The sequence below is a fragment of the Streptomyces sp. NPDC051738 genome, assembly GCF_044453205.1.
Taxonomy (GTDB): domain Bacteria; phylum Actinomycetota; class Actinomycetes; order Streptomycetales; family Streptomycetaceae; genus Streptomyces.
Genome location: NZ_JBITCM010000006.1, coordinates 101,829 through 125,212 on the forward strand (window position 1 = coordinate 101,829; position 23,384 = coordinate 125,212).

Here is a 23,384-nt window from a genome sequence, read left to right on the forward strand (position 1 = left end):
GCGGATCAAGGATTCTCGGCGCCTCGTCCCGGCCGATGAATGGGTCATCCATCGGACGGTTGACTTTCGGCTTGCCGAGCCAGAGCATTGCGGGGGTGAGCCTCTTCGAGTACGCCCCCCTCGGGTCGACCACCGCACTCCCCGTCGACCTGGACGAAGCCGCCCACCGCTGTCTCGTCGCCGGGTTCGACGGGGCCGCGAGCGTGCCCGACACCCTCAAGGAACTCGTCGACCGGGGTCTCGGCGGGGTCATCCTGTTCACCCGCAACGTCCGTGACGCGGGGCAGGTGCGCCGCCTCACGGACGAGCTGCGCGCCATCCGCCCCGACCTCCTCGTCGCCATCGACAACGAGGGCGGTGGCATCGGCCACCTGGTCGCAGCCGGCGCCCCCGAGGTCCCCGGCTCCTACGCCCTCGGCGTCGTCGACGACCCGAACCTCACCGCCCGCTGCGCCGACGCGCTGGCCGGGCACCTGGCCACCCTCGGCATCAGCGCCTCCTACGCCCCGGTGGCCGACCTCCAGCACCGCCCGGACAACCCGATCGTGCGCACCCGCTCCTTCGGCGCCGACCCCGAACTCGCCGCCCGCCATCTGCGCGCCTGGATCACCGCGACCGAGGCCCGCGGCATAGCCTCCTGCGCCAAGCACTTCCCCGGCCACGGCGGCACCGTCACCGACAGCCACCTCGGCATGGCCGTCGACCCGCGGACCTACGACCAACTGCTCGACGACCTCGAACCGTTCCGCGCGGCCGTCGCCGCGGGGGTGCCGATGCTGATGAGCGCCCATGTCGTCTTCCCGGCGCTCGACCCCAACCGCCCCGCCACCCTCAGTCGCCGTGTCCTGGGCGACCTGCTCCGCCACGACCTCGGCTTCGACGGCGTCCTCGTCACCGACGCCCTGGAGATGAAGGCGATCGCCGACCAGTACGGCGAGGCGGCCGGCGCGCGCATCGCCCTCGCCGCCGGGGCCGACCAGGTCATCGTCGCCGTAGCGGATCTGGACGTCACGCTGGCCTGCCGGGACGCGGTGCTCGACGCGCTGCGGACCGGCGTGCTGGCGCGGGAGCGGATCGAGGAGGCGGCGGGTCGGGTACAGCGGCTCGCCGAGCGCTATGCCACCCCGCCCGCCGACATCGCCGACTGGGACGCCGAGGCCGGTCTCGCCGCCGCGCGTCGCGCCGTACGGAGCCGGGGCGTACCGCCCGCCGTGCGCGGCGCCCATGTCGTCGACCTGTTCCCGCCGCCGCACCCCGCGCTCAACTGGGGCGGCGAGGACCTGCTGACCGAGGTGCGTGCCGTCGATCCCACGGCGACGGGGACGGCGGTGACGGGGGAGTGCACGGACCCGGACGCCCTCGTCGAGGGCATCGTGGCCCGCTGCGGCTCCGCTCCGCTGGTCGTGGCCACCTGCGACGCCGGCCTGCATCCCTGGCAGGCACGGCTGCGCGCCACCCTGTCGGCCCGGCGGGCGGACACGGTCCTGGTCGACACGGGACTGCCCGAGGGCGGTGCGCTGTGCTCGTACGGGCGGGGGCGGGTGAACCTGCGGGCGGTCGCCGAGGCGCTGACGGGCGCCTGAGCGACCGGCCCACGGCGCTCAGGACGGCCGTACGACCTCCTTGATCCCCCGCGCCGCCAGGTACTCCGCGTCCTGTGCCCGCCCGGCCAGGACCACCGCCGGACGGATCCCCTCCGCCCGCAACCGCATCCACGCCTCGAAGTACGCCCCGCCCGGCCCGGACACCGACCGGGTGGCAGGCGTGCAGTCCAGGACCAGGGCGGTGTCGCGCGGCGGCGCTGGGTGGTTCCCCTTGCGCAGGTCTGCGACGGTCTCGGCGAGGGCCTCGGCGATCGGCTTGGGGTGACCGGAGGAGTCGAACAGGCCCAGCGTGTACTCCAGTTCCGGGAAATCGGCCAGCGAGCGGTCCACGTCGTGGGAGCACCACCAGGTCACGCCCCACAGTCCCGTGCACTCGGCCGTGTTCCGGATGGTGGCGCGTGCAAAGGCCGGGGCGTCGGCGGCCGGGATGTGCGGTTCGGGCGCGCCCGTCTCCTGGACCCAGACGGGGCGGGCGGGGTCGGTGGCGTAGGCCTTGGCCAACTCGGTGCCGTACTCGGCGAGGTGGTGCACCTGTGGGGAGCGGGGGCCGTAGCGGCGGGCGCAGTCGCCGGAGAACACCCAGGGGTGGACGGTGGTCAGGTCGCCCTTGCGGGCCGAGGCCTCCGGGGTGAAGGGGTGGTCGTCGCCGTACCAGGCGGCGTCGTACGCCGAGTGCGTGACCAGGCCGCCGTGCTCGCCGAGTCCGTCCCGGGCGGCGGCCAGCAGGGTGTCGAGGTAGTGGTCGACCTCGTCCGCCGTCACCGGGTTGTGCTCGACCAGGTTGTTGAGCTCGTTGCCGAGCTGGAGGCCGAGGAGGTGGGGGCGGCCCGCGAGGGCGCGGCCGAGGGTGCGCAGGAGGGTGGCCTGGGCGTCGATGGCCTCCGGGTCCGTGAAAACGTTGCGGTGGTGCCAGCTGCGGGTCCACTCCGGGTAGAAGTCGAAGCTCGACAGATGGCCCTGCACGCCGTCCACCAGAACGTCGAGACCGGCCTCGCCGGCCAGGTCGACGAGGTGCGCCAGCTGGTCGACGGCGGCGGTGCGGACCAGGGTGCGGTTCGGCTGGAGCAGGGGCCAGAGGTGGAAGACCCGGACGTGGTCGAGGCCGAGCCCGGCTATCGCGTCCAGGTCGGCACGCGCGCGTGCCGGGTCGAAGTCGTGCCAGGAGTGGAACCAGCCGTGGCGGGGCGTGTAGTTGACGCCGAAGCGGAGCGTACGGATGGGATCCTCCTCGGGCCGGGCCCGCTCGGGGCCGGGGGCTCGGGTCTTGTTGGCTCTCGTTGGCTCTTGTCCATCGCGAATGTATCAACCACCATGGTCGGCGATGAATAGTGATTTGAACCAAACTTCGGCCGGTGGGCCGGCACGGGCCTACGTCGTCGGCCTGGACGCCGGAGGCTCGCGCACGCGCGCCGTCCTGTCGCCCGCGCACGACGGCGCCCCCGAGGGCGAGGGCGTCGGCGGGCCGGGCAACGCCCTGACCGTGCCCGGCCACCAGCTCACCGAGCACCTCGTCGAGGCCCTCGCGCTCGCCGTGCCGGAAGGGCTGCGCGGCCGTGTCGTGGCCGTGGCGGGCGGGTTCGCCGGCGCGTCGCGGGCCGCTCCGGACGAGCCGGGCCGCGTCAAGGCGCATGCCGCGCTCACCGTCGCGCTGAGCAGGCTGGGCATCGACGCCGACTCGGTCGAGATCCACAGCGACATCGAGGCCGGGTTCGCCTCCGCGCCCGGCCACCCCGCCGACGGCCTCGCCCTGGTGGCCGGCACCGGCGCGGTCGCGGCACGCATCACCGCACGCGCGTGCACCACGACCGCCGGCGGCGACGGCTGGCTGCTCGGCGACGACGGCGGCGGCTTCTGGATCGGCCGCGAGGCGGTGCGGGTGGCGCTCCGCATGGCCGACGGACGGGGTGCGCCGACGGCACTGGCCGCGTCGGTGGGGCGGGCGCTGGGGGTGCCGGGGGATGTGCTGCCGGGCGAGGGTCCGGGGTCGTACGACATCCTGCCGGGCGATGCTCCGGGACCCTACGACGCAGGTCACTGGACGCGGGCCCGGCGCGAGGCCTACCGCATGCATCTGCTCCCCGCCGTCATGGAGCGACCGCCGGTCCGGCTCGCCGAGTTCGCGCCGCTGGTCGCCGAGGCGGCCCGGCAGCAGGACGCCGTCGCCGCGGGGATCCTCGACACGGCCGCCGACCACCTCGTCGGCTGTGTCCGCGCCCTGGACCCCCGGCCCGGCGAGCGGGTCGTCGCCACGGGGGGCCTGCTCGGCCCCGACGGACCGCTCACCGAGCCGCTCAGCTCCCGCCTCCAGCACCTCGGACTCACCCTCGACTGGGTGGCGGACGGCTCTCAAGGCGCGGTGGCTCTGGCACGCCTCGCCCTCTGAACGCACGAACCGCCCGCACGAAGACGCACCAACCGCTCGCAGGAAAACACCCGAACCGCTCGCAAGAAAGGGACCGGCCGCATGCCGACTCCGGACCACGCGGCCACGCCCCTCGCCGCCGACCGCCCCCGCTACCTCGACCCCACCGCCCCCGTCGACGCCCGAGTCCGCGACCTGCTCTCCCGCATGACCCTGCGGGAGAAGGTCGGCCAGCTCAACCAGCGTATGTACGGCTGGAACGCCTACCGCCGCACCCCCGACGGCGGCTTCGACCTCACCGACGCCCTGTACGCCGAGACCGACCGCTTCGAGGGACTCGGCGCCCTCTACGGCCTCCAGCGCGCCGACGCCTGGTCCGGTGTCGACCACGGCAGCGGACCCGGCGCCGAGGACGCCGCGGCCCTCGCCGACCTGGTGCAGCGGCATGTCGTCGAGCTCAGCCGGCTGGGCATCCCGGCGCTGTTCGTGGAGGAGGTGCCGCACGGACTGATGGCCCTGGACGGCACGGTCCTCCCGGTCAATCTGACCGTCGGGGCCACATGGGACCCGGAGCTGTACGAGCGCGCCGCGGCCCACGCAGCCGCCGAACTGCGTGCCCGCGGTGGCCATGTCGCCCTGGTCTCGGCGTTCGACATCGCCCGCGACCCGCGCTGGGGCCGCACGGAGGAGTGCTTCGGCGAGGACCCGTACCTGGCCGCCCGGCTGACGGAGGCCGTGGTCCGCGGCATGCAGGGCGAGCCCGCCGGCCTCTTCGCCGCCGACAAGGCCCCCGTCGTCCTCAAGCACTTCGCCGGTCAGGGCGCCACCGTCGGCGGGCGCAACTCCGCCGAGTCCGAGCTGGGCCCCCGCGAACTCCACGAGATCCACCTCCCCGCCGCCCGCGCCGGCATCCGCGCCGGGGCCGCCGCCGTGATGGCCGCGTACAACGAGGTCGACGGCCTGCCCTGCGCCGGGAACCGCGCCCTGCTCCACGAACTGCTCCGCGCACGCTGGGGCTTCCAGGGGCTCGTCATGGCGGACGGACTGGCCGTGGACCGGCTGGCGCGCATCACCGGAGACAAGGTCAGCGCAGGTGCCCTCGCCCTCAACGCCGGTGTGGATCTGAGCCTTTGGGACGAGGGCTTCACCCACCTGGAGGAGGCCGTGCGGCGCGGGCTCGTCGCCGAGGAGACCCTCGATGCCGCAGTGGCCCGCGTGCTCGCCCTCAAGTTCCGGCTCGGCCTGTTCGAACGGCCCTACGGCTCAGGTGAGTCGGCGCCCGACGGTGGCCGCGATCTGAGCCTCTCCCTCGCCCGAGCCGCCGTCACCCTGCTCCGCAACGACGGCGGCGCCCTGCCCGTCGACCCGTCCGCCGTCTCCCGTATCGCCGTGCTGGGCCCTCAGTCCGCCACCACCGCCCACTACTCGGGCGACTACACCGCGCCGCAACGCCCCGGCACGGGAGTGAGCGTCCTCGACGGTCTACGGCGGCTCACCCCGCCCGGCGTCGACATCCGCCACGCCCCCGGCTGCGCCCTCACCGGCGACGACCTCTCCGGCATCCCCGAGGCGGTCGCCGCTGCCGCCGCCTCCGACCTGGCCGTGCTGGTGCTGGGCGGCAGCAGCGCCCGTACGCCCGACACGGAGTTCGACGCCAACGGGGCCGCACGGACCGCCGTTTCGCACCTGACCTGCGGTGAGGGCGCCGACCTGGCCGGTCTTGAGCTGGGCCGCGCCCAGTACGCGCTCCTGGCCGCCGTGGTCGCGACGGGCACGCCGACGGCCGTCGTGCTGATCCAGGGCCGCCCGCATGTAGTGCCCGACACCGGGGCCGCCGTGCTGACCGCCTGGTACCCCGGCCCGTGGGGCGGCGAGGCGATCGCCGAGGTGCTGCTCGGGCTCACCGAACCCGTCGGCCGGCTGCCGGTCTCCGTGCCGCGCTCCGCCGCCCAACTCCCCGTCCACTACAACCACAAGGACATCGAGTACGGCGGCTACGTGGACGAGAGCGCCGAGCCGCTCCACTCCTTCGGGCACGGGCTGTCGTACACCAGCTTCGCGTACGGTCCGCCGCGGCTGACCGGGCGCACCGTCGAGGCCGACATCACCAACACGGGCCACCGGCACGGTCGTTCCGTCGTCCAGCTCTACCTGCGCCGACTCAGGACCCCCGTGTGGCCGCGCACGCTTGAGCTGTGCGGCTTCCAGGCCGTCGACCTGGCGCCGGGCGAGACCCGTACGGTCACGTTCCCGCTCGGCGCCGACCTGCCCGGTACGGGCACGGTGGTCGAGTTCCGGGTCGCCGAGTCGGCGCGGGCGGCACTGACCGCCGTACCGACTCAGAGCTTGACGGCTCCCGACGAGACCCCCTTGTAGAACCACCGCTGCGTGATCACGAAGAGAATCAGCACCGGAATCACCGAGATCACAGAACCCGCCATCACCAGCCGCTGGTCGTACCCGAACGACGACGTCTGCAGCCGGGCCAGACCCAGCGTCAGCGTGAAGTGCTCCTCGGAGCGCAGCACGATCAGCGGCCAGAGGAAGTCGTCCCAGGCGCTGATGAAGGTGTTGATGGTGACGACCAGGATCGCGCCGTACGCGGAGGGCAGGTACAGATAGCGGAACCGCTTCCACTCGCCCGCGCCGTCCAGCATCGCCGCGTCCTCGATCTCGCGCGGTACGGCGAGGAACGCGGCCCGCATGATGAGGACGTTGATGGCGGCGACGAAGCCGGGCAGCCAGACGCCGACGAGGTTGTCGACCAGGCCCATGTCCCGGATGCTGAGGAACAGCGAGACCATGATCGACTCGAAGGGGAACATCATGGACGCCATCAGGACGACCCAGACCAGCTTGCGGCCCTTCCAGCCGGGCTTGGAGAGCATGTAGCCGGCCATGGTGGAGAAGACCAGCTGGCTGCCGATGGAGATGACCGCGATGAACACGCTGTTCCTGATGTACGTCCACACCGGGACCTGGTCGAAGACCTCCTTGTAGGCCCGCAGCGTGGGGTGGTGCGGGATGAGGGAGGCGCCCGCGCCGAAGACGTCCTCGGTGGGGCCCTTGAGCGACGACAGCACCTGCCACATCAGCGGGCCCACGGTGATGAACAGGACGAACACCAACAGCAGGTAGCGGACGACGAGTTCGCGCGGGCGGCCGTAGTCCCGCCAGCGGGGCATCAGACGCCGGTTCTTCTCGACGGCCGTGGTCATCCCTCGTCCTCCTTCGTCAGGCGCTGGGCGAGCAGCGTGAGGCCCAGGGTCAGGGCGAACAGGGCGACGCTGACCGCCGCGCCGTAGCCGGCGTTGCCGGTGAGCGGGTCGAGGCCGACGTCCCGGATGTAGAAGGGGAGCGTGCGGTCGGCGCCGCCGGGGCCGCCGGTGGCGCCGCCGAGCATGTAGATCTCGGTGAAGACGCGCAGCGAGCCGATGCCGGTGAGGGTGCCGACCAGCATCATCGAGGTGCGGACGCCCGGCACGGTGATGTGCCAGAAGCGGCGCACCGCGCCGGCGCCGTCCACGGCCGCCGCCTCGTGCAGTTCCTTGGGCACGTTCCCGAGCGCGGCGAGGTAGAAGATCATGTACCAGCCGAGGCCCTTCCACAGCGTCAGGCCCATCGCCGACAGCAGGATCAGCCACGAGTCGGACAGGAAGGGGATGGCGTCCCGGATGATGTGCGCCTTCTGCAGCCAGGTGTTGACCAGGCCCTGGTCGCTCAGCAGCCACTGCCAGCTCAGGCCGACGACGACGCTGGAGGCGAGGACCGGGGTGTAGAAGGCGGAGCGGAAGAAGCCGATGCCCGGGAGGTTCTTCTCGACGAGGATGGCGAGCAGCAACGGCAGCAGTACCATCAGGGGGACCACGATCAGCGCGTACAGGATGCTGTTGCGGGTCGCCAGCCAGAAGTCCGAATCCCCCAGCATCCGGGTGTAGTTGTCCAGACCCACCAGGTTGTACGCGCCGCCGAGCGGCTTGGCGTCGGTGAAGGACACCAGGATCGTGTTGAGGAACGGGAACACCCCGAAGACCGTCGTGCCGACGATCGCCGGGAGCATCCACAGCCAGGGCAGCCACCAGCGGCGGTAGAGCGCCGCGCCCCCCGCGTCCGCGGTCGGGCCAGGGACCACGGAGCGAAGGACGCGGCGCAGGCGCCCCGGCGGTTCGGGTACGGAGCCGGGGCGGGGGGCGGGGGCGCCCGATCCCAGGGGAGTCGGGGCGGGCGCCTTGCCCACGGTGTGCTGGGCCATCGTCAGCCTGCCTGCTCGATCAGCTCGTTGGCCTTGGACTGGGCGTCCTTGAGAGCGTCCGCCGCGCTCTTCTTGCCCTGCATGGCCAGCTGGATCTGGGCCGAGATGGCGTTCAACTCGCCCGGCGTGAGGGCGATTTCGTCGGCCGTCGCGGTCTTGCGGTCACTGGCCACGATCTTCCGGGCCTCGGCGAAGGGGTCGGTGCCCTTGACCGACTGGAAGAACGGGTCGTCCAGGGAGGCCGTGGTCGACGGGAAGATCACCACGTTCGGGTCCTTCGCCCACTCCAGCTGGTTCTGCGCGTTGGTCAGGAACTGCGCGAAGGACAGTGCGGTCGTCGCGTTCTTGCTGGTGGAGGCGACGCCTATGTACTGCGGGGCACCGACGGTGTGGCCGAGGTCGTCCAGCATGAAGCGGGCGACGCCGGTCTTCTTGTAGACGGTCGGGTTGTTCTGCTGGATGAACCGCAGGAAGTTGGGGTTGGTGGGGCCGTAGACCAGCTTGGCCTGGCCGTAGACGTTGGCCGGGTCCTGGGTGGAGGAGAGGGAGTCCCGGGGCATCCCGCCGGCCTGGTAGAGCTTGGTCATCGCCTCGACCCACTGCACGGTCTTCTGGTCGTCGGCGAAGGTGAACGACTTGCCGTCGGCCGAGAAGATCTCGATGCCCATCTGCTGCCAGTCGGCCGGGATGCGCAGCTGCGGGTTGGCGAGGAAGGCGTAGTACTCGCCGCCCGAGGCCTTGGCCACCTTCTGGGCGTCCTCGAACAGGCCGAGGACGGTCGTCGGAGGTTTGGCCGGGTCCAGGCCCGCCTTCTTCATCAGCTCGGTGTTGAAGGTCTGCACGATGCCGCCGGAGTACCAGGGCAGCACGGAGTGCACCTTGGTGCCGGAGGCGTCGGGGTAGAGGCTCGACTTCCACAGCGCCGGGACGAACGGCTTGCCTGCGTCCGGCGCCTTCTTGTCCAGGTCGAGCAGATAGCCGTTCTTGGTGAGCGCGATCGCCGTGTTGACGTTGATGTTGACCACGTCCGGCAGGGTGCAGCCCTGCGCGTCGGCGACCAGGCGCTGGGTGAAGGTGGCGTCGCCCGGGTCGTCGATCCACTTCACCTTCGCGTCCGGGTGCTCCTTCTCGAAGGCGGCGATGACGCTGTTGAAGTAGTCGCCGAAGTCCTTCTTCAGGTTGGTCGTCTGGAAGGTGATGCTGCCCTTGACGTCCCCGGAGAGCGCGTCGGACCCGACGTTCGCCTTGTCCACCTTGCAGCCGCCGGCGGTTGCCTCGCCGTCGTCGGAGCCGCCGGAGAGGCCGCAGCCGGCCGCGGCCAGGGAGAGGGCGGCGATACAGGTCAGGGTGCGGGTCAGTCTTCTTGCGCGCATGTCGGGGGCCTCCTGCGACCAAGTGGCAAGGGAAGGGGCTGGTTCAATTCACCAACTTCAGCTCCGATTGATGAAAATGTGGACCACAATTCATCGGAGGTCAATGGGCTGCCGTGTTGCTTTTGGGTTCCGGTCGGATCAGTGCCGGTGTTCGTGGTCCTGGTGCGAGGGGTCGCCGGGGTGTTCGTGACCGGCGGCGTACACCACGCCCGTCCGGGCGCGGTCCAGCCAGTCGAAGAACGCCCGCCGGCCCGCCGCGCGGCGCAGATCGAGGGTGATTCCGTCCCGGACCTGCTCGTACGGCAGGACGTCGGCGGCCTCGTGGAAGGGGTCGACGCCCTTGCGGAGTGCCTCCGGGGTGAGGAAGCGGTCGCGGTTGCGGTCGTAGTAGTCCCGGGCCGCGGCTTCGGGGATGCCCTGTTCGGCCTCCAGAGCGGCGAGGAGGAGGCGGGCGGCGGGGGAGTGGGCCAGTGCTGCCGCGACGATGCTGCCGAGGTCTGCGACGTCGCGCTCCGCGGGGAGTGCCGGAGGTCGTAGTCGGTCGTCTGCGGCGCCGTCGTGGCTGGTCGCGCAGTTCCCCGCGCCCCTTTGGGGCGTTGCCGAACCGCCGTCGAGTAGTCCGCGTTCCGTGCAGGCCCGCCGGGCGAGATCGTCCACCACCACCACCTGCGTCGCCCACCGCCGTCGCTGCCGCTCGGCCCGTGCGAATGCCTCGGGGTGGGCCACGCGGTCACGGGGCGGTACGGCAGCCAGGAGGGCGTCGACACGGGCCTTGGGGACGGCTTGGCCGTCGACCAGGGCCGCGTGATCCGGTCCTGCGGTGTGTTCCCTCATGGCGTCACCTCCAGCTCCACGGCCGCCGTATACGCCACGCACCCGTGCCAGCCCGCCTTCGTCATCAGCCAGTACGAACCCGGTGGCACCGTCCCGCCGTCCACCTCGATCACGCATTCCGCCTGCTCGCCGCCGGCCACGGTGAAGCCCTGGCAGCCGGGGGTCACGCCGGCCCAGGTTCCCCATGAGGAGACGGCCCACAGCGTGCCGCTGATCGGGCCCCGGGTTCTGTTGCGCAGGGTTACGGGGATCCGGGCTTGTTCACCCCGGCCTACGCTGATCCGCTCAACTCCCAGCTCCATCAGGAGCGTTGGCCCGTTGTGCCCGTCCCCCACATCCAGCGCCACGACGTCCTCGTACGTCTGCCCGCCATACGACAGCCGAGCCGCGAGCCAGTGCCGCCCGGGCTCGGCGTCGTCCGGTGGTGTCACCGTGGCCTCGGTGAGCGTGAACCCGCCGGGGCCGAGTGCGTACGGCAGCTCCGCCGGTTCGACGGACCAGCCGGGCGGGGCGTGCAGGGTCACCGTGCCTGACACCGGGGCGTCGGTCAGTTCCGAGCTGACCCGGATCGTCGCCGTGACGGGGCCGTCGGGGACGGTGAGGGTGGTCGGTGAGACGTAGACCGCGACCGGCATGTTGCCGCGTGGGGCGGGGCCGGAGTTGTGGAGCCAGTAGCGGGTGGGGATCGGCTGGGCCGGTTCGTGGGCGGCGATGCCGGGGCCGGGTGAGGGCTCCGTGTCGGCGGTCGTGGCGAGCAGGGTCGTCACCTCGAAGCCGGTCAGGTCGAGTTCCAGTGCCCCCTCCTCGCCGGGTGCAAGTGGCTCGCCTCGCCGTTCCAGTACGTCCGCCCGCGCACCGTCCGTCCACTCCCGAGGCCCGCTCACCCGCGCCCGCACCGGCCGCCCGTTCACCTCGTGCATCCGCACGACGACCCCACTCCCGGGATCGGCCGTCGCCACGCTCCCGCGCGCCAGCGGCGACCCCACCGGCTTGAGCGCGTCGAGCAGCACCTCCCCGGCGGGGTCGAGGCCCAACAGCACGGCCTTCCTGGGCAGTACGGCATCCTGCGCGGCCGTCTGCCGCACCCGCGCCGTCAGCGGATGGTTGAAGGCGTGTCCGGCCTGGGGCAGCCGCAGCTCGCGCCAGTCGCCCGTGCCGGCGACCACGGCGTACTCGAAGGTGTGGGACCAGCGCTGGAGCTGGAAGGCGGATCCGTCGGGCGCCGTGCGCCGGGGCGGGTCGACCCAGATGCCGGAGGGCCAGCCTGTGCAGGAGCGCATCAGGGACATGTAGAGGTCGCCCGAGGAGGTCACCACGCAGCCCGGCGTCCCGCGGTTCAGGACCGCGAAGCTGCGGCCGTCCCACGCGTCGCCGGGCGGCAGCGCCTCCCCGCCGCCCGCCGCCGTGGCCCGCAGGACCGCGTCGTCCAGGTCGGCGATCAGCGCGTCCACGGCCTTGGCGTCGTCCTCGGGGCGGGCGCCCGCCACCACGAGCAGCGGCAGCCGCTCCAGGTCGCGCAGGTCGGCGCCGGGCACCCACTCCTCGCGAAGTGAGGCGCGCGGCGCGACCCAGACGGCGGCCACGCCCTGCTCGGCCAGTTGGCGGCGCAGTTCGCGCCCGGCCGCCGGGTCCCAGCCGAGGGCCTCGGCGACCAGCGTGTTGCGCTCGGGGGCGCCGACCGCGATCCGGATGTCGGGCAGGTTGGAGTCGACCTCCAGATCGCCGTAACGCGGGCCCCCGGCGATCGTCGAGGTCGCCGTCACGCCCACGCGCACCAGGGCCGCCGCGAGCCCGGCTCCCAGCTCACCGGCCTCGTCCCAGGAGGAGTACACCAACTCGGCGACACCGATGGACCGTTCACCGAGCGGACGGCCGGAGCCGTCGGCGACCGCGACCCGGGCGGTGGACCCGAGGCCGAACCAGGTGTTGGCCGGGTTGTCCAGCGTCCACGGGAACTGCTCGCTGTCCACCTCCACGAACCCGAACCCACGCCCGATCACCGCGTCCGCCACCTCGTGCACCGGCAGCCCGCCCCGCACGTCGGAGGGCCAGCGGACCCGGATGAGGCGGTCGGCGCCGTCGTAGCCGTCGAGGGTGGTGGTGAGGTCCAGGCGGTCGACGCCCCGCCAGAGGGTGAGCTGTTGGGTGTAGCGGAAGAGGCCGAGGTCGGCGCGGACGGTGATGCGCGCTCCGGCGGGGGAGTGCTCGACATCGATGTCGGCTGTGACGTCCCGGCTGCGGGCGGCCGTCGTGCCGGTCGGCGTGAGGTGCCAGGGGCCCTCGCCGAAGCGCGGGTGCCTGGAGTACTCCTCCTGCACGACCAGCTCGTTGCCGATGTCGCCCGCGCGCAGCAACTCCCGGCCGTCCTCCGCCAGCGCCCGCAGGCTGCTGACGGCGCCGCCGCGCGCGGGGTCGACCGTCACCTCGTAGAACTCGTTGCGGATGGTGGTGCCTTCGGCGCGGGTCCACTCGAAGACCGTCCCCTCGGCCAGCGGGAGCGCCTTCAGGCCCATGCCGGGCACCTCCGGTACGACGACGCGGAGTTCGCCGTCCTCCCTTACGGCGGGCAGCGGCAGTCCGGTGTCGTCGAGCGGGACGAGGCCCGGGTCGTCGACCGCCAGCACGTCGCGCCGTTCCCAGGTCGCCGCGTTGAAGACCACCAAGTCCGGTGTGGCGCCCGGAAGTTGAGCCACCTTGGCCGCCAGGGCGTCGGTCGCGTCGGCGTGCACCGTCTCGGCGAGGTCGTACAACTCCCGCCAGCCGGTGAGCAGATCGATGTAGACCTGGTCCGACTCCGAGCCGGTGATGGCGTCGTGATGGGCGCCGTAGATCAGCTGCCGCCAGGCCTTGTCGAGCGCAGCGTCCGGATAGGGGTGCCCGGTGAGCAGCGAGGCGAGCGTCGCCCAGGCCTCCGCGTCGGCGAGGCGCGTCTCGCCGTGGCGCTGGGCCTGCTTGGTGTCGATGTAGGAGACGTCCTTGCCGGTGTAGATCGGGTTCATGTCCCGCGTCTGCGGGGACGCCTTGCGGCCCTCGGCGTCCAGCTCAGCGCGCACGGCAGCGAAGAAGTCACGGGGGATGCCGCTGATGAATCGCGGCCAGACGTAGCGGGCGTTCCAGTCCCGGTGGATGCCCATCACCCAGCGGCACGGCGGCGCGTAGTCACCGCCGACCGGGAGCAGGACGTTACGGGTGAGCGCGACCTGCTTGAGCCCCTTGAACAGTTTGAGCGCGGCCGCCTCCGCCTCGGGCAGCGTGGGCGCGTTGTCGATCGCCCAGCCGGCGCCGTAGTGGTTGACCATGTAGGCGGTGAGGATCCCGCGCCCCGAGGGGGCGATCCAGTCGAACTCCGCCGGGAACTGCATCCGCTTCGGGTCCCGCGGTTCCTCGCCGAAGACGGAGAGGGTCGGTCCCCACTGGTGGAAGGGCCCGCGCGCCCAGGAACTGGAGGTCACCCCCGCGTCCGCCATCAGCCCGGGGAACTGCGGATCGTGCCCGAACGCGTCCAGTTGCCAGGCCGTCTCGGGGGACGCCCCGATGACGCCGCGCTGGAAACCGTCGCCGTACAGCGCGTTGCGTACGGTCGCCTCGGCGCCCGTGAGGTTGGTGTTGGGCTCGTTGTAGGTGCCGCCCATGATCTCGACGCGGCCGGTGCGGATCAGCTGGCGCAGGAAGGCGCGCTCCTCCGGGAAGGCGTCCCAGTAGGGCTTGAGGTAGTCGACCTCCGCGAGCACGAAGGTGTACGCCGGGTCGCGCCGCGCCAGATCGCAGTGGGCGCGGACCAGGCTCATCCCGGACTGGCCGCGCGAGTCGAAGGTGCGGGCCGGCAGGCCGGTGGTGGCGGGGTCGTCGGCGACGTCCCAGGTCTCGGTGTAGGCGCCCTGGGTGTTCCACCAGACGGGGTCGTAGTGGAAGTGGCTGACCATGAACATGGTCCAGCCGGGCTCGGCGGCCGTGAACGCGGCGGAGTGCTCCGCGGTGTGCGCCGGGTCGGCGGCGTCCGTGGCCGTGACCCTGATGTGCGTACGGTCACCGGGGGCGAGGTCGGTCGTCACCGGTATCTCGGCGCGTACGGTGCCGTCGTCTCCCGTGGTCGCCTCGGCGGTGCCGTGCACCCCCGGCCCCTCGACGGTGAGGCGGACCGCCCGGTCGGGGAGGTGCCCGATCTCGACCACCACCACCTGGTGCGGATCGTCCTCGGTACCGACGAACAGTTCGGTCGACTCGACAGAGATGACGCGCATGGGGCTCCTACGAGTGCTCGTGGGGAGCCCCATCCTGGCATCGAGGGGATGGTTCAAACAACCATCTGTATGTTTCCTCGGTGGTTCATCCATGCAGTCCCGGACGGACTGGACGGTCCCGGCCGGCTCAGCGCGACCGGCGCGACTTCGCCGCGTGCTGCGGGGTGATGTGGTCCGTCAGGGCGAGCGAGGCGCTGGCGCGCTGGTAGGAGACCTGGCCGACCCGGACGTAGAGGCAGTCGACGATCATCAGGACGGAGTGCCGGCCGCCGATGCTGCCGGTGCGGAAGCTGGTCTCCGAGGTGGCCGAGATGAGCCGGATGTCGGCCGCCTTGGCGAGCGGAGAGCGCGGGTCGGTGGTGATGGCGATGGTGGTGGCGCCCCGTTCCTTGGCCATCTCGAACGGTTCGAGGGTCTCGCGGGTGGCACCGGAGTGGGAGATGCCTATGGCCACGTCGGCCGGGGTGAGCAGGGCCGCCGAGGTGGCCGCGCCGTGCACCTCGGTCCAGCCGCGGACCTGGCAGCCGATGCGGAACAGCCGAGTCTCCGTCTCCTGGGCCACCGCGCCGCTGCCGCCGACGCCGTACACGTCGATACGGCGGGCGCGGGCCAGGGCCTGGGCCGAGCGTTCGAGGGCGTCGAGGTCGATCCGGTCGATGGTCTGCTGGATCGCGCGCAGATCCGCGCTGCCGACGACCTGGACGACCCGTTCGAGGCTGTCGTCGGGCGAGATGTCGGGACCGATCTCGGCGGTGCCCCAGTCGGAGACCTCGCCGCGGCCGCGCTCCTGGGCCAGCTCGATCAGCAGATGCTGGTAGGAGTCGAGCCCGATGGCCCGGCAGAACCGGGTCACCGTCGCCTGGGAGGTGCCGGTGCGGCGGCCCAGCTCGGCGGCCGAGCAGTGGGTGACGGCGGCCGGATCCTCCAGGATCAGCTCGCCGACCTTCCGCAGTGAGCCGGCCAGCCGGGGCAGCTCGGTACGGATCAGTGTGGTGACGTCCGTCGGGGGCATGAGGAGAAGGTATCAGCCACCGTTTCTCCCACCGCCTGAATACCAGGACCGGGACGGCGGCTCATCGCCGGCGCCCGCTTCATTGCCCGTACCATCCGGTGTGTGATTTATTGATTCATCGATAGAGGAGTACGAGGTGGTTCAATCCACCGGTGGGGAGTGACGCGTGTCCGACGAGTCCGTGAGCGCCCGGCGCTTCGCACGCGAGAGCATGGCCGTCCTCGACCGCCTGACCGAGTCCGCCCGCGACGAGGTGACCCGCGCCGCCGGGCTGATCGCCGACTGCGTGCGCGCGGGCGGTGTGATCCAGGCCTTCGGCACCGGCCACTCCCAGGCCATCGTCCTCGAACTCGCCGGCCGGGCCGGCGGCCTTGTGCCGACGAACCGGCTGAGCATCGCCGACCTCGTCCTGTACGGCGGCGAGTCGCCGAGCGTCCTCGACGACCCGCTCCTGGAACGTCAGGCGGGGGTCGCCGCCCGCCTCTACGACCTCGCCGTACCGCGTCCCCAGGACCTCTTCGTCGTGATCTCCAACTCCGGCGTCAACAACGTGATCGTGGAGATGGCCCTGCGGGCCAAGGAACACGGCCACCGCCTCCTCGCCATCACCTCCCTCTCCCACACCCGCGCCGTCCCCGCCGGCCACCCGAGCGGCAAGAAGCTCGCCGACCTCGCCGACGTCGTCCTCGACAACCGGGCCCCGCGCGGGGACGCGCTGCTGGATCTGCCGGAGGGCGGTGCGGTCTGCGCCCTGTCCACGCTGACCGGTGTGATGCTCGTCCAGATGGCCGTGGCCGAGGCCTCCGCCCAGCTCCTCGCCGGCGGGGAGCGCCCGCCGGTGTACGTCTCCGCCAATGTGCCGGGCGGCTTCGAGGGCAACCTGGAACTGGAGAAGCGGTACGCCGGACGGATCCGGCGCACCGCGAGTTGATCACTCCAGGCGGTTGATCACTCCACGGGTACGGGCGTCAGGGCGACGGCCAGCGGATAGGCCCCGGTCTTCAAGGGCTCCTCGGCTGCGCCCGACGCGGTGTCGACCGGGACGAGGACGTTTCCGTCCGCCGTCGTGACGTATGCCGTACGGCCGTTCCAGTCCAGGCCGATGTCGAAGGTGGACCGCCCGACCGTCACCTTGGCGCCCGGCGCTCCGCTCACCGTGTCGACCGGCGTGACGAAGTCCCCGTTGCTGGGGCTGACCCACAGCGTCCGGCCGTCCGGGGACAGACCGAGGCCGTAGGCCTGACCGGAGACCAGCAGGGTCGGCTCGGTGTCGTTCGTCGCCGTGTCGATCGGCGTCACCGTCGAGCCGCCCGAGTTGGACACGTACACCGTCCTCCCGTCCGGCGAGGCGACGACGTTGAAGGGCCGGGGGCCGACCGCGATGGCCTTCCCGGCGCTCGCGGAGGCGAGGTCGACGGGGCTGACCGTGTTGTCGTGGATGTTGGCCACGTACAGGGTCCTGCCGTCCGGCGTGACCGCCATGTTCTCCGGACCCGAGCCGACCGCGACGGGTGCCCCCGCCTTCAGCGTCCCGGTGTCCACGGGCTGGACCGTGCCGTCCGTGTAGTTGGCGACCCAGAGCGTGCCGCCGTCCGGGGTGAGGGCGAGCCCGGCCGGGACCCGGCCCACGGCGACCGTGGCCGTGACCGTGCTCCGCGCCACGTCGATCACGCTGACCGTGTTCGAGCCCTGGTTGGCGACATAGGCGGTGCGCCCGTCAGCGCTGACGACGACCTCGCCGGGGTTGCCGCCGACGGCGATGTCCGTGGCCGTACCGGAGCCGAGGTCGATCGAACTGACCGACGCGCCACTGAAGTTGGCCGTCAGGGCGCGGGACGAGCCGGTGCCCTCCGTCACCTGGACCGGGATCGCGCGGGCGAGGACGCCGTCACCCGAGACGACGACGGAGTGCACGCCCGGCTTGGTGGCGGTCAGCGTGACGGTGGCCGACGCGCTGCCCCCGGCCGGAACGGTCACGCTGCCCTCGCTCGGCGAGGCCGTGACCCCGTCGGGCACGTCCAGCTTCCAGGTGACCGTCTTCGCGGACGTGGACCGCTCGTCGGACAGGTCGAGGGTCACCGTCTGCGATGAACCCGGCTTCAGGGAGAGCGAGTGGGGAGTGAAGGCCGCGTCCACGCCGGGGTCGGGGGCGTTCTCCAGCAGCGTGGTGTAGAGGAACTGGTCCATCACTCCCGGGGACACCTGCTGGGGGATGGCGTCCAGTGCCTTGCGCTCGCCCCTGAGCCGGTTCCAGTACGTCGACACGGCGTCGGCGTCCCCGCGCTTGCCCGCGAGCAGCAGCTCCACGGCCGTCTCGCCCGCGGTGCCGTAGCGGCCGAGCTTGTCCAGCCAGGCCGAGGTCTCCGCCAGGAACCCGGGGTTGTCGAGGCGGGCCCGCAGCTGGGCCGGGGTGGCCGCCATGTCGCTGAAGTACGACTTCAGTCGCGCCGCCGCTCGATCGAGCCCGCTGTCCTGCTCATAGGCCTTGCGGAAGGCGGCGATGAGGGCGGTGAGGGTGGGTGACTCGGTCGGGTCGAGCTGGGAGGAGTAGTTGTTCTCGGCGAAGACGCGCAGCCATTTGGATGCTCCCGGCCCGGCGAGATCCCGTACCGAGGCGAGGAACGCGGCCCGCGGGTTGTAGGCGCCCGGGTTCCAGAGGTACGCGGCCGACGTGAACAGCGCGATCCGGCTCGCCTCGCCCTGGACCATCGGGTTGGCGGTCACCCCGGTCGCGGCGCTCGCCACGCCCGGCTCGCGGCCCGTGTAGGGGCCCAGCAGGAGGCGGCTGGTGACGTAGTCGTTGACCGGGTAGTTGTCCCAGACCAGGATCGGGTGGCCGTACACCTCATGTGCCTGTGCGACCTGCTCGGCGGTGATGGTCGGCGCGATCACGCCGACGCCGGTCCACTCGACGACCACGGACGGGTCGAGCTTCTCCCGCAGCGCCTTCTTGTACGGCGAGTCCGCGAGGTCGGAGTACTCGGTGGGGACCATCTCCAGGGGCTCCAGGTCCGGGTGTCCGGCGCTGAAGTCCCGCCACACGGTGTTGAGCAGATGGGCCTGCGCGGCGCCCGCCGCACCCCCGCCCGTGCCGAACTCCGCTTCGTCCGCGGCGCAGTTCCACGTGGTGTAGCTGATGTCGTCCAGCGGGATCGCGAAGGAGCGCACGCCGATGGCGTACAGCGAGTCGAACTTGGCGGTGAGCGCCTTGATGTCGGCGGCGGAGGAGTAGCAGACGGAGAGCCCGGGGGAGAGGGCGTAGGTGAAGCGGACGTGGTTGGCGCGGGCCCGGTCGACCAGTTCCTTCAGCTTCGCCAGTTCGGCGGGCGGGTACTCGTCGCGCCAGCGGGCGCGGAGGTAGTCGTCGTCCTTGGGGGAGTAGACGTAGACGTTCTGCTTCGTACGGCCGTAGAAGTCCAGTTGGGCGAGGCGTTCGGCGTGCGACCAGGGGGTGCCGTAGAAGCCCTCGATGACTCCGCGCAGGGCGGCCGTGGGCCAGTCGCGGACGGTCACCGCGGGCACGCGGTCCTCGGTGACGAGCTGGCGCAGGGTCTGGGCCGCGTAGAAGGTGCCGGTGGTGTCGACGCCGGAGAGGGCGAGGAGGCCCCGGCCGTGGGAGCGGCCGGAGGCGAGGACGTAGCCGCCGGAGGGCAGCCCTGCCGGGGACTTGGCGCCGAGTCGCCTCAACACCCGCCCGGTGTCGGTGTTTTCGGTGGGGCCGCCGAGGTAGACGGTGAGGGCGGAGGCGGGTGGCTTCTCGCCCGCGGGCACGGTGACGATGCGTCGGGCGCCGGCGTCACGCAGGACCGATGCGACGAGGCGCCGGGCGAAGGGGTCGGTGTCCGGGCCGACGACCTCGACGACCTGGTCCGGGACGGTGAGTCGGCCCGGGTGCGCGTGCATGGTCTTGGGCGTCGGCCAGACCTGCGGGCTCGGGGCGGAGGGTTCGGGCGCGGCGCTCGCCGCGGGTGCGGTGAGACCGAGGGCCAGGAGCAGGGCGGCGGTGGCCGATATGAGCGGGCGGCGTGGATGTCTGACACGAAGGGACGGCAGCAAGGATCCTCCCGGGGTGAATGTATCCACCGGGAGATGCTAGGGATGTTGAATGCTTCATTCAATGGCTTCGTTGCGGGTTCGTTGAGGAGGCGGGCCGCCGCAAGTGGCGCACACTGGATATATGTGCCGTCGGTGCTCAAGGGGGTGTCGGCATGGCTGCTTCGGAGCGCCCCAAGGTGCGGCTGTGGCGGTGGCGGCGCAGTCCGCTGCGGCGGCGCAGTGACCTCGTCGAGGCCTGGGTCGTGTTGTGCGCGTGGGTGTTCGCGCTGGTCGCCGCCGTGTTCGCGGGGGTGGTGGCGGCGGACGCGGTCACGCACTCCGCCGAGGAGCTACGGGCCCAGAGCCGCAAGGTGACGGCCGTACTGGTGAAGGACACCGAGGCTCCGGGAACCTCGCAGGTCACCACTGACCATCTCGTGTGGGGCACCGTCCGCTGGACCGACCCCGACGGCACGATCCGCACCGACGAGGCGCGGGTGCCGCCCAGGACGCACGCGGGCAGCAAGGTCGAGGTGTGGGCGGACCGCAACGGTGTCGTCGTCAACGAGCCGCTGTCCGAGACCGAGATCCTGCTGCACTCGATCGCCGGAGGCGTCCTCGCCGCGGGGGCGGCCGGCGGCGTCGTGCTCGGGTGCTCCTGGACGGTACGGCTGGGCCTGGAGCGGCGGCGGCTGGAGCAGTGGGCCGCAGAGTGGGAGCGGCTTGACACGCCGTGGGGCTGGAAGACGGGCTGATCAGGCGTCCCCCTGCCCGGCGTGATCAGGCACAACGATCCGCACGGCGGCCCACTGCCGCCGTCACTTGACGTCCGCGCTCGGCAGCGCCGACGGGGACGCGGTGTTCAGGTCCTCCAGGCCCTTGGGGATGGCGAGGGTGAGGACCGGTGCGCCCGGCTGGGGCGCGGGCGGCGTCATCTGGTCCTTGGGGAGCTTCGGCGGCGTGGTCTGCTGGAAGTTGTTGGCGTCGAAGTTGACCAGTTGCGTCTTCTCCAGGATCGTCATGTGGTCGAGCACGGTGTCGTTCGCCAGGTCGGCCAGCTGACGGACCATGCTGTTCTGCGTGGTGCCCCGGATCTTCGCGATGACCGGGAAGATCTGCCCGTGCGTCACACGCATGATGGCGACACCCGTGGCGTCGAATTCCTTGCCGGTCTTGGAGTCCACGGTCGCCACGAACTGCTGCTGCTGCGGGCTGGCCTGGTTCGGCAGCGTGATGTTCAGCTCGGACGCGAGCTTGCGGCAGGCGAGGTCGAGTCGGGCATGCCCGACGACCAGGTGCTCACCGGCTTCCTTCATCGCCGGGGTCGTCCCACGCTGCATCGCCATCAGGCCCAGCGGGTGCTCCCACAGCCCGGCGGCGCGGACCTTGACGACGAAGTCCCGGTCGGCCTCGGTCAGCGGGCCGTACTGGGTGTTGGCGATGATGCGGTCCTGGTTGGCAGAGGTGGTCTCCACGCCCAGCATGGCGGGGTAGGCGAGGGCGGAGAGGGTGAGGACGAGGGCACCTCCCACGAAGACGGTGCCTACCATGCGGCGCGAGATGGGCATCGTGACTCCTGTCGTGAACGGCCGGTACCCCCTGAGGTACGGATGCATCGCGGGAAACAATCATCGCCGCGGGAAAAAACTTGCGATCCGCTGTGCGTCGTCCGTCACAACCCACCACGAAACGCGCGTACGGAACCGGCCGATCGGCCCCTACGACGCTCGGCGGCCCCGCGCGACCAGAGCGGTCACCTGACGCGCGTACTCGGTCGGATGGGTGACGTGCGGGACATGTCCGGCGCCGTCGAAGGTGTACGTCGCCGACCGCGGGAGCGCGCCGCTGAGCCGCCCGACGATCGTGGCGAACCACGGCGGGCTCTCGCTGCCCTTCGTCAGCAGGGCGGGCCCGGGGTAGCCGGCGAGACGGCCGAGGTCGAGGTCGGCCCAGGCCGGGTCGCCCTGCTCGTCCGCGAACGTGGCCGCGTTGGCGCGGAACGTCTCCCGCACCCGGCCCGGCATCCGCTCCCACTCCCCGGGACCGAACGCGACCTCCTCCACGAACTGCCTTGCCCCCGCGACCGTTTCACCCGCCCGCAACCTGTCGACGACGGACGCCATACGCCGCCCGGTGGCCGCCATCATTGGACGGGACGCGGGGTCGTCGGCCACGACGCCCATGAGCGGCGGCTCGTGCGCGACGATCCCCCGGAAGAGCTCCGGGCGGCGGGTGGCCAGGCCCAACGCGGTCGACGCACCGAACGAGTTGCCCGCGACGAACGCCGGGGCGAAGCCGAGGATCTCCATCAGCGCCGCCAGATCGTCCTCGTCCTCGCGCCGTGACCCCTGCCCCGGCGGGCGCTCGCTCCGGCTGTGTCCGCGACGGTCGTACACCAGCACGCGGTGGTCCCGGGTGAGGGCCTCCAGGACCGGCACCCAGTTGTAGTGGTCGCCCCAGGACCCATGGACCAGGACCAGCGGATCGCCGTCGCCCGCCACCTCGTAGAAGAGCTCGACGCCGTTCACCGCGACCCGTGGCATGCCTTGGTTCTCCTCTCATCGCTCAGCGCAGGTTCCGTTCGAAGAAGGCCATGGTGGCGTCCATCGAGTCCGGCCACCGCGGCCCGAAGGTGTGCCCCTCGCCCCGGTACGTCCGCAGCTCCACGTCCTTGCCTGCCGCGTCGAACGCGGCGACCGTCTCCCTCGTCCAGGCCAGGGGGCAGGTGTCGTCGGCGGTGCCGTGGTGGATCAGCAGGGGCTCGGTGACCCGGTCGACGTAGGTGACCGGTGAGACCTGCCGCCAGAACTCCGGGTTCTCCTGCGGCGTGCCGTGCGCCGTCTCGATCTCCTCGACGAGCGGGTCGCCCTCGGGGCGCTGGAACTGGTCGATGTTCTCCTCCGGGCGCGAGCTGACCGGCGCGAAGACGACGGCGGCGTCGACCAGACCCGGCGCCACGACCAGCGTGTTGTACACGACTCCACCGCCCATCGACCGCCCCACCAGCCCGATCCGCTCGTCGTCGACGTTCGGCCGCACGGCGGAGCGCAGGGCGAGCACGGCGGCGATGACGTCCTCGGTGTAACCGAGCCGCAGGTTGACGTCGTTGTCGGGGTCGTCGTCGGAACCGGCGTGGTTGCGGTAGTCGGTGTGCAGGACGACATAGCCCCTGCGGGCGAGGAGGTCCTGCTCCCGGGGCATGCCGCGGCCGGTGGTGTAGACGTCCGGGTCGATGTAACCGTGCGCCAGGACCAGCGCCGGGAACGGGCCCTCGCCCTCGGGGACGTTCATGATCCCCGAGATCGTCAGGTCGTTGGCGCGGTAGGTGACGGCGTACTGCGTATACGCGTCGGTACGGACGCGTACGGCACCGAGCCGGAGGTCGGAACCCCGGTGCTCGCGCCGCATCAGGGCGGGGAGGGAGACCGGGTCCGCGGGCGTCGGGGAAGGTGAGGGCGTCGCCGTGGGGGTCGCGCTGCCGGTCCGCGGTGACGTCGACGGGGTCTCCGTGCGCGCCGTGTCCGCGCCGTCGGCTCCGGTGCAGCCCACGGCGGCCACCAGCGTGAGCCCGGCGGCGAGACACGAGGCGCCTCGCAGTAACCGCATGACGTCAAGTATCCGGCCCTCGGTCGGCGGACGCGCCCCCTCCACGAGGCCCGGACGGGCCCGTT

15 protein-coding genes and 1 pseudogene are annotated in these 23,384 nt (G+C 71.9%); 5 read left to right on the forward strand and 11 right to left on the reverse strand.

The features are described from left to right. Positions 1 to 95 precede the first annotated feature (95 nt). A complete protein-coding gene (locus tag ACIA8X_RS16050; RefSeq protein ID WP_399458492.1) occupies positions 96 to 1,583 on the forward strand; it encodes a glycoside hydrolase family 3 N-terminal domain-containing protein in 1,488 nt (495 codons plus the stop codon). Positions 1,584 to 1,601: 18 nt separating this feature from the next. Here ACIA8X_RS16050 and ACIA8X_RS16055 read toward each other — a convergent pair. Then, positions 1,602 to 2,896, reverse strand: a pseudogene (locus ACIA8X_RS16055) (glycosyl hydrolase). Between the two features lie 29 nt (positions 2,897 to 2,925). On the opposite strand from ACIA8X_RS16055, the gene ACIA8X_RS16060 reads away from it, so the two are divergent. Both ACIA8X_RS16060 and ACIA8X_RS16065 read left to right on the forward strand, forming a co-directional pair. Beyond that, positions 2,926 to 3,987, forward strand: a complete 1,062-nt coding sequence (locus tag ACIA8X_RS16060) for an N-acetylglucosamine kinase (RefSeq protein ID WP_399458493.1) — start codon at positions 2,926 to 2,928, stop codon at positions 3,985 to 3,987. Positions 3,988 to 4,068: 81 nt separating this feature from the next. Then, entirely contained in the window at positions 4,069 to 6,342 is a 2,274-nt protein-coding gene (locus ACIA8X_RS16065; protein ID WP_399458494.1) for a glycoside hydrolase family 3 N-terminal domain-containing protein, read from the forward strand. On the opposite strand, the gene ACIA8X_RS16070 is transcribed toward ACIA8X_RS16065, so the two are convergent. From ACIA8X_RS16070 to ACIA8X_RS16095, 6 genes are all read right to left on the reverse strand, one after another. Next, the gene (locus tag ACIA8X_RS16070; RefSeq protein ID WP_393447512.1) at positions 6,306 to 7,184 is read right to left on the reverse strand and encodes a carbohydrate ABC transporter permease; all 879 of its coding nucleotides are present in this window, start codon (positions 7,182 to 7,184) and stop codon (positions 6,306 to 6,308) included. The two genes, ACIA8X_RS16065 and ACIA8X_RS16070, sit on opposite strands and share 37 nt — an antisense overlap. Next, positions 7,181 to 8,218 (reverse strand): carbohydrate ABC transporter permease, encoded by a 1,038-nt coding sequence (locus ACIA8X_RS16075; RefSeq protein WP_393447514.1) that lies wholly within the window; start codon positions 8,216 to 8,218, stop codon positions 7,181 to 7,183. Before ACIA8X_RS16075 ends, ACIA8X_RS16070 begins: the two co-directional genes overlap by 4 nt. Before the next feature lie 2 nt (positions 8,219 to 8,220). Continuing rightward, the gene (locus ACIA8X_RS16080; RefSeq protein WP_399458495.1) at positions 8,221 to 9,591 is read right to left on the reverse strand and encodes an extracellular solute-binding protein; all 1,371 of its coding nucleotides are present in this window, start codon (positions 9,589 to 9,591) and stop codon (positions 8,221 to 8,223) included. Between the two features lie 138 nt (positions 9,592 to 9,729). Further along, the gene (locus ACIA8X_RS16085) at positions 9,730 to 10,425 is read right to left on the reverse strand and encodes a peptidyl-prolyl cis-trans isomerase (protein WP_399458496.1); all 696 of its coding nucleotides are present in this window, start codon (positions 10,423 to 10,425) and stop codon (positions 9,730 to 9,732) included. Next, a complete protein-coding gene (locus ACIA8X_RS16090; RefSeq protein ID WP_399458497.1) occupies positions 10,422 to 14,666 on the reverse strand; it encodes an NEW3 domain-containing protein in 4,245 nt (1,414 codons plus the stop codon). Before ACIA8X_RS16090 ends, ACIA8X_RS16085 begins: the two co-directional genes overlap by 4 nt. 127 nt (positions 14,667 to 14,793) lie before the next feature. Continuing rightward, complete coding sequence (locus ACIA8X_RS16095; protein WP_393447522.1) at positions 14,794 to 15,678, reverse strand: MurR/RpiR family transcriptional regulator; 885 nt, start codon at positions 15,676 to 15,678, stop codon at positions 14,794 to 14,796. Between the two features lie 166 nt (positions 15,679 to 15,844). Between ACIA8X_RS16095 and ACIA8X_RS16100 the strand changes: the two genes are divergently transcribed. Continuing rightward, positions 15,845 to 16,609 carry a sugar isomerase domain-containing protein gene (locus ACIA8X_RS16100; RefSeq protein WP_393447524.1) on the forward strand — a complete coding sequence of 255 codons (765 nt, stop codon included), beginning with the start codon at positions 15,845 to 15,847 and terminating at the stop codon, positions 16,607 to 16,609. A gap of 17 nt (positions 16,610 to 16,626) precedes the next feature. Here ACIA8X_RS16100 and ACIA8X_RS16105 read toward each other — a convergent pair whose 3' ends face one another. Then, complete coding sequence (locus ACIA8X_RS16105; RefSeq protein ID WP_399458641.1) at positions 16,627 to 19,692, reverse strand: beta-N-acetylglucosaminidase domain-containing protein; 3,066 nt, start codon at positions 19,690 to 19,692, stop codon at positions 16,627 to 16,629. A gap of 194 nt (positions 19,693 to 19,886) precedes the next feature. On the opposite strand from ACIA8X_RS16105, the gene ACIA8X_RS16110 reads away from it, so the two are divergent. Then, complete coding sequence (locus ACIA8X_RS16110; protein WP_393447526.1) at positions 19,887 to 20,468, forward strand: hypothetical protein; 582 nt, start codon at positions 19,887 to 19,889, stop codon at positions 20,466 to 20,468. A gap of 63 nt (positions 20,469 to 20,531) precedes the next feature. On the opposite strand, the gene ACIA8X_RS16115 is transcribed toward ACIA8X_RS16110, so the two are convergent. The 3 genes from ACIA8X_RS16115 to ACIA8X_RS16125 form a co-directional block, all read right to left on the reverse strand. Next, positions 20,532 to 21,281, reverse strand: a complete 750-nt coding sequence (locus tag ACIA8X_RS16115; RefSeq protein ID WP_093911740.1) for a DUF4142 domain-containing protein — start codon at positions 21,279 to 21,281, stop codon at positions 20,532 to 20,534. A gap of 150 nt (positions 21,282 to 21,431) precedes the next feature. Beyond that, positions 21,432 to 22,256, reverse strand: coding sequence for an alpha/beta fold hydrolase (locus ACIA8X_RS16120; protein WP_393447528.1), 825 nt, complete (start codon positions 22,254 to 22,256; stop codon positions 21,432 to 21,434). Positions 22,257 to 22,278: 22 nt separating this feature from the next. Next, positions 22,279 to 23,319, reverse strand: a complete 1,041-nt coding sequence (locus ACIA8X_RS16125) for an alpha/beta hydrolase family protein (RefSeq protein WP_399458498.1) — start codon at positions 23,317 to 23,319, stop codon at positions 22,279 to 22,281. Positions 23,320 to 23,384 lie beyond the last annotated feature (65 nt).

What these genes read in the sequence shown, in the direction of transcription:
- ACIA8X_RS16060 (WP_399458493.1), top strand. Translation starts at nt 2,926, where the DNA reads ATGAATAGTGATTTGAACCAAACTTCGGCCGGTGGGCCGGCACGGGCC.
- ACIA8X_RS16065 (WP_399458494.1), top strand. Translation starts at nt 4,069, where the DNA reads ATGCCGACTCCGGACCACGCGGCCACGCCCCTCGCCGCCGACCGCCCC.
- ACIA8X_RS16070 (WP_393447512.1), bottom strand. Translation starts at nt 7,184, where the DNA reads ATGACCACGGCCGTCGAGAAGAACCGGCGTCTGATGCCCCGCTGGCGG.
- ACIA8X_RS16075 (WP_393447514.1), bottom strand. Translation starts at nt 8,218, where the DNA reads ATGGCCCAGCACACCGTGGGCAAGGCGCCCGCCCCGACTCCCCTGGGA.
- ACIA8X_RS16080 (WP_399458495.1), bottom strand. Translation starts at nt 9,591, where the DNA reads ATGCGCGCAAGAAGACTGACCCGCACCCTGACCTGTATCGCCGCCCTC.
- ACIA8X_RS16085 (WP_399458496.1), bottom strand. Translation starts at nt 10,425, where the DNA reads ATGAGGGAACACACCGCAGGACCGGATCACGCGGCCCTGGTCGACGGC.
- ACIA8X_RS16090 (WP_399458497.1), bottom strand. Translation starts at nt 14,666, where the DNA reads ATGCGCGTCATCTCTGTCGAGTCGACCGAACTGTTCGTCGGTACCGAG.
- ACIA8X_RS16095 (WP_393447522.1), bottom strand. Translation starts at nt 15,678, where the DNA reads ATGCCCCCGACGGACGTCACCACACTGATCCGTACCGAGCTGCCCCGG.
- ACIA8X_RS16110 (WP_393447526.1), top strand. Translation starts at nt 19,887, where the DNA reads ATGGCTGCTTCGGAGCGCCCCAAGGTGCGGCTGTGGCGGTGGCGGCGC.
- ACIA8X_RS16115 (WP_093911740.1), bottom strand. Translation starts at nt 21,281, where the DNA reads ATGCCCATCTCGCGCCGCATGGTAGGCACCGTCTTCGTGGGAGGTGCC.
- ACIA8X_RS16120 (WP_393447528.1), bottom strand. Translation starts at nt 22,256, where the DNA reads ATGCCACGGGTCGCGGTGAACGGCGTCGAGCTCTTCTACGAGGTGGCG.
- ACIA8X_RS16125 (WP_399458498.1), bottom strand. Translation starts at nt 23,319, where the DNA reads ATGCGGTTACTGCGAGGCGCCTCGTGTCTCGCCGCCGGGCTCACGCTG.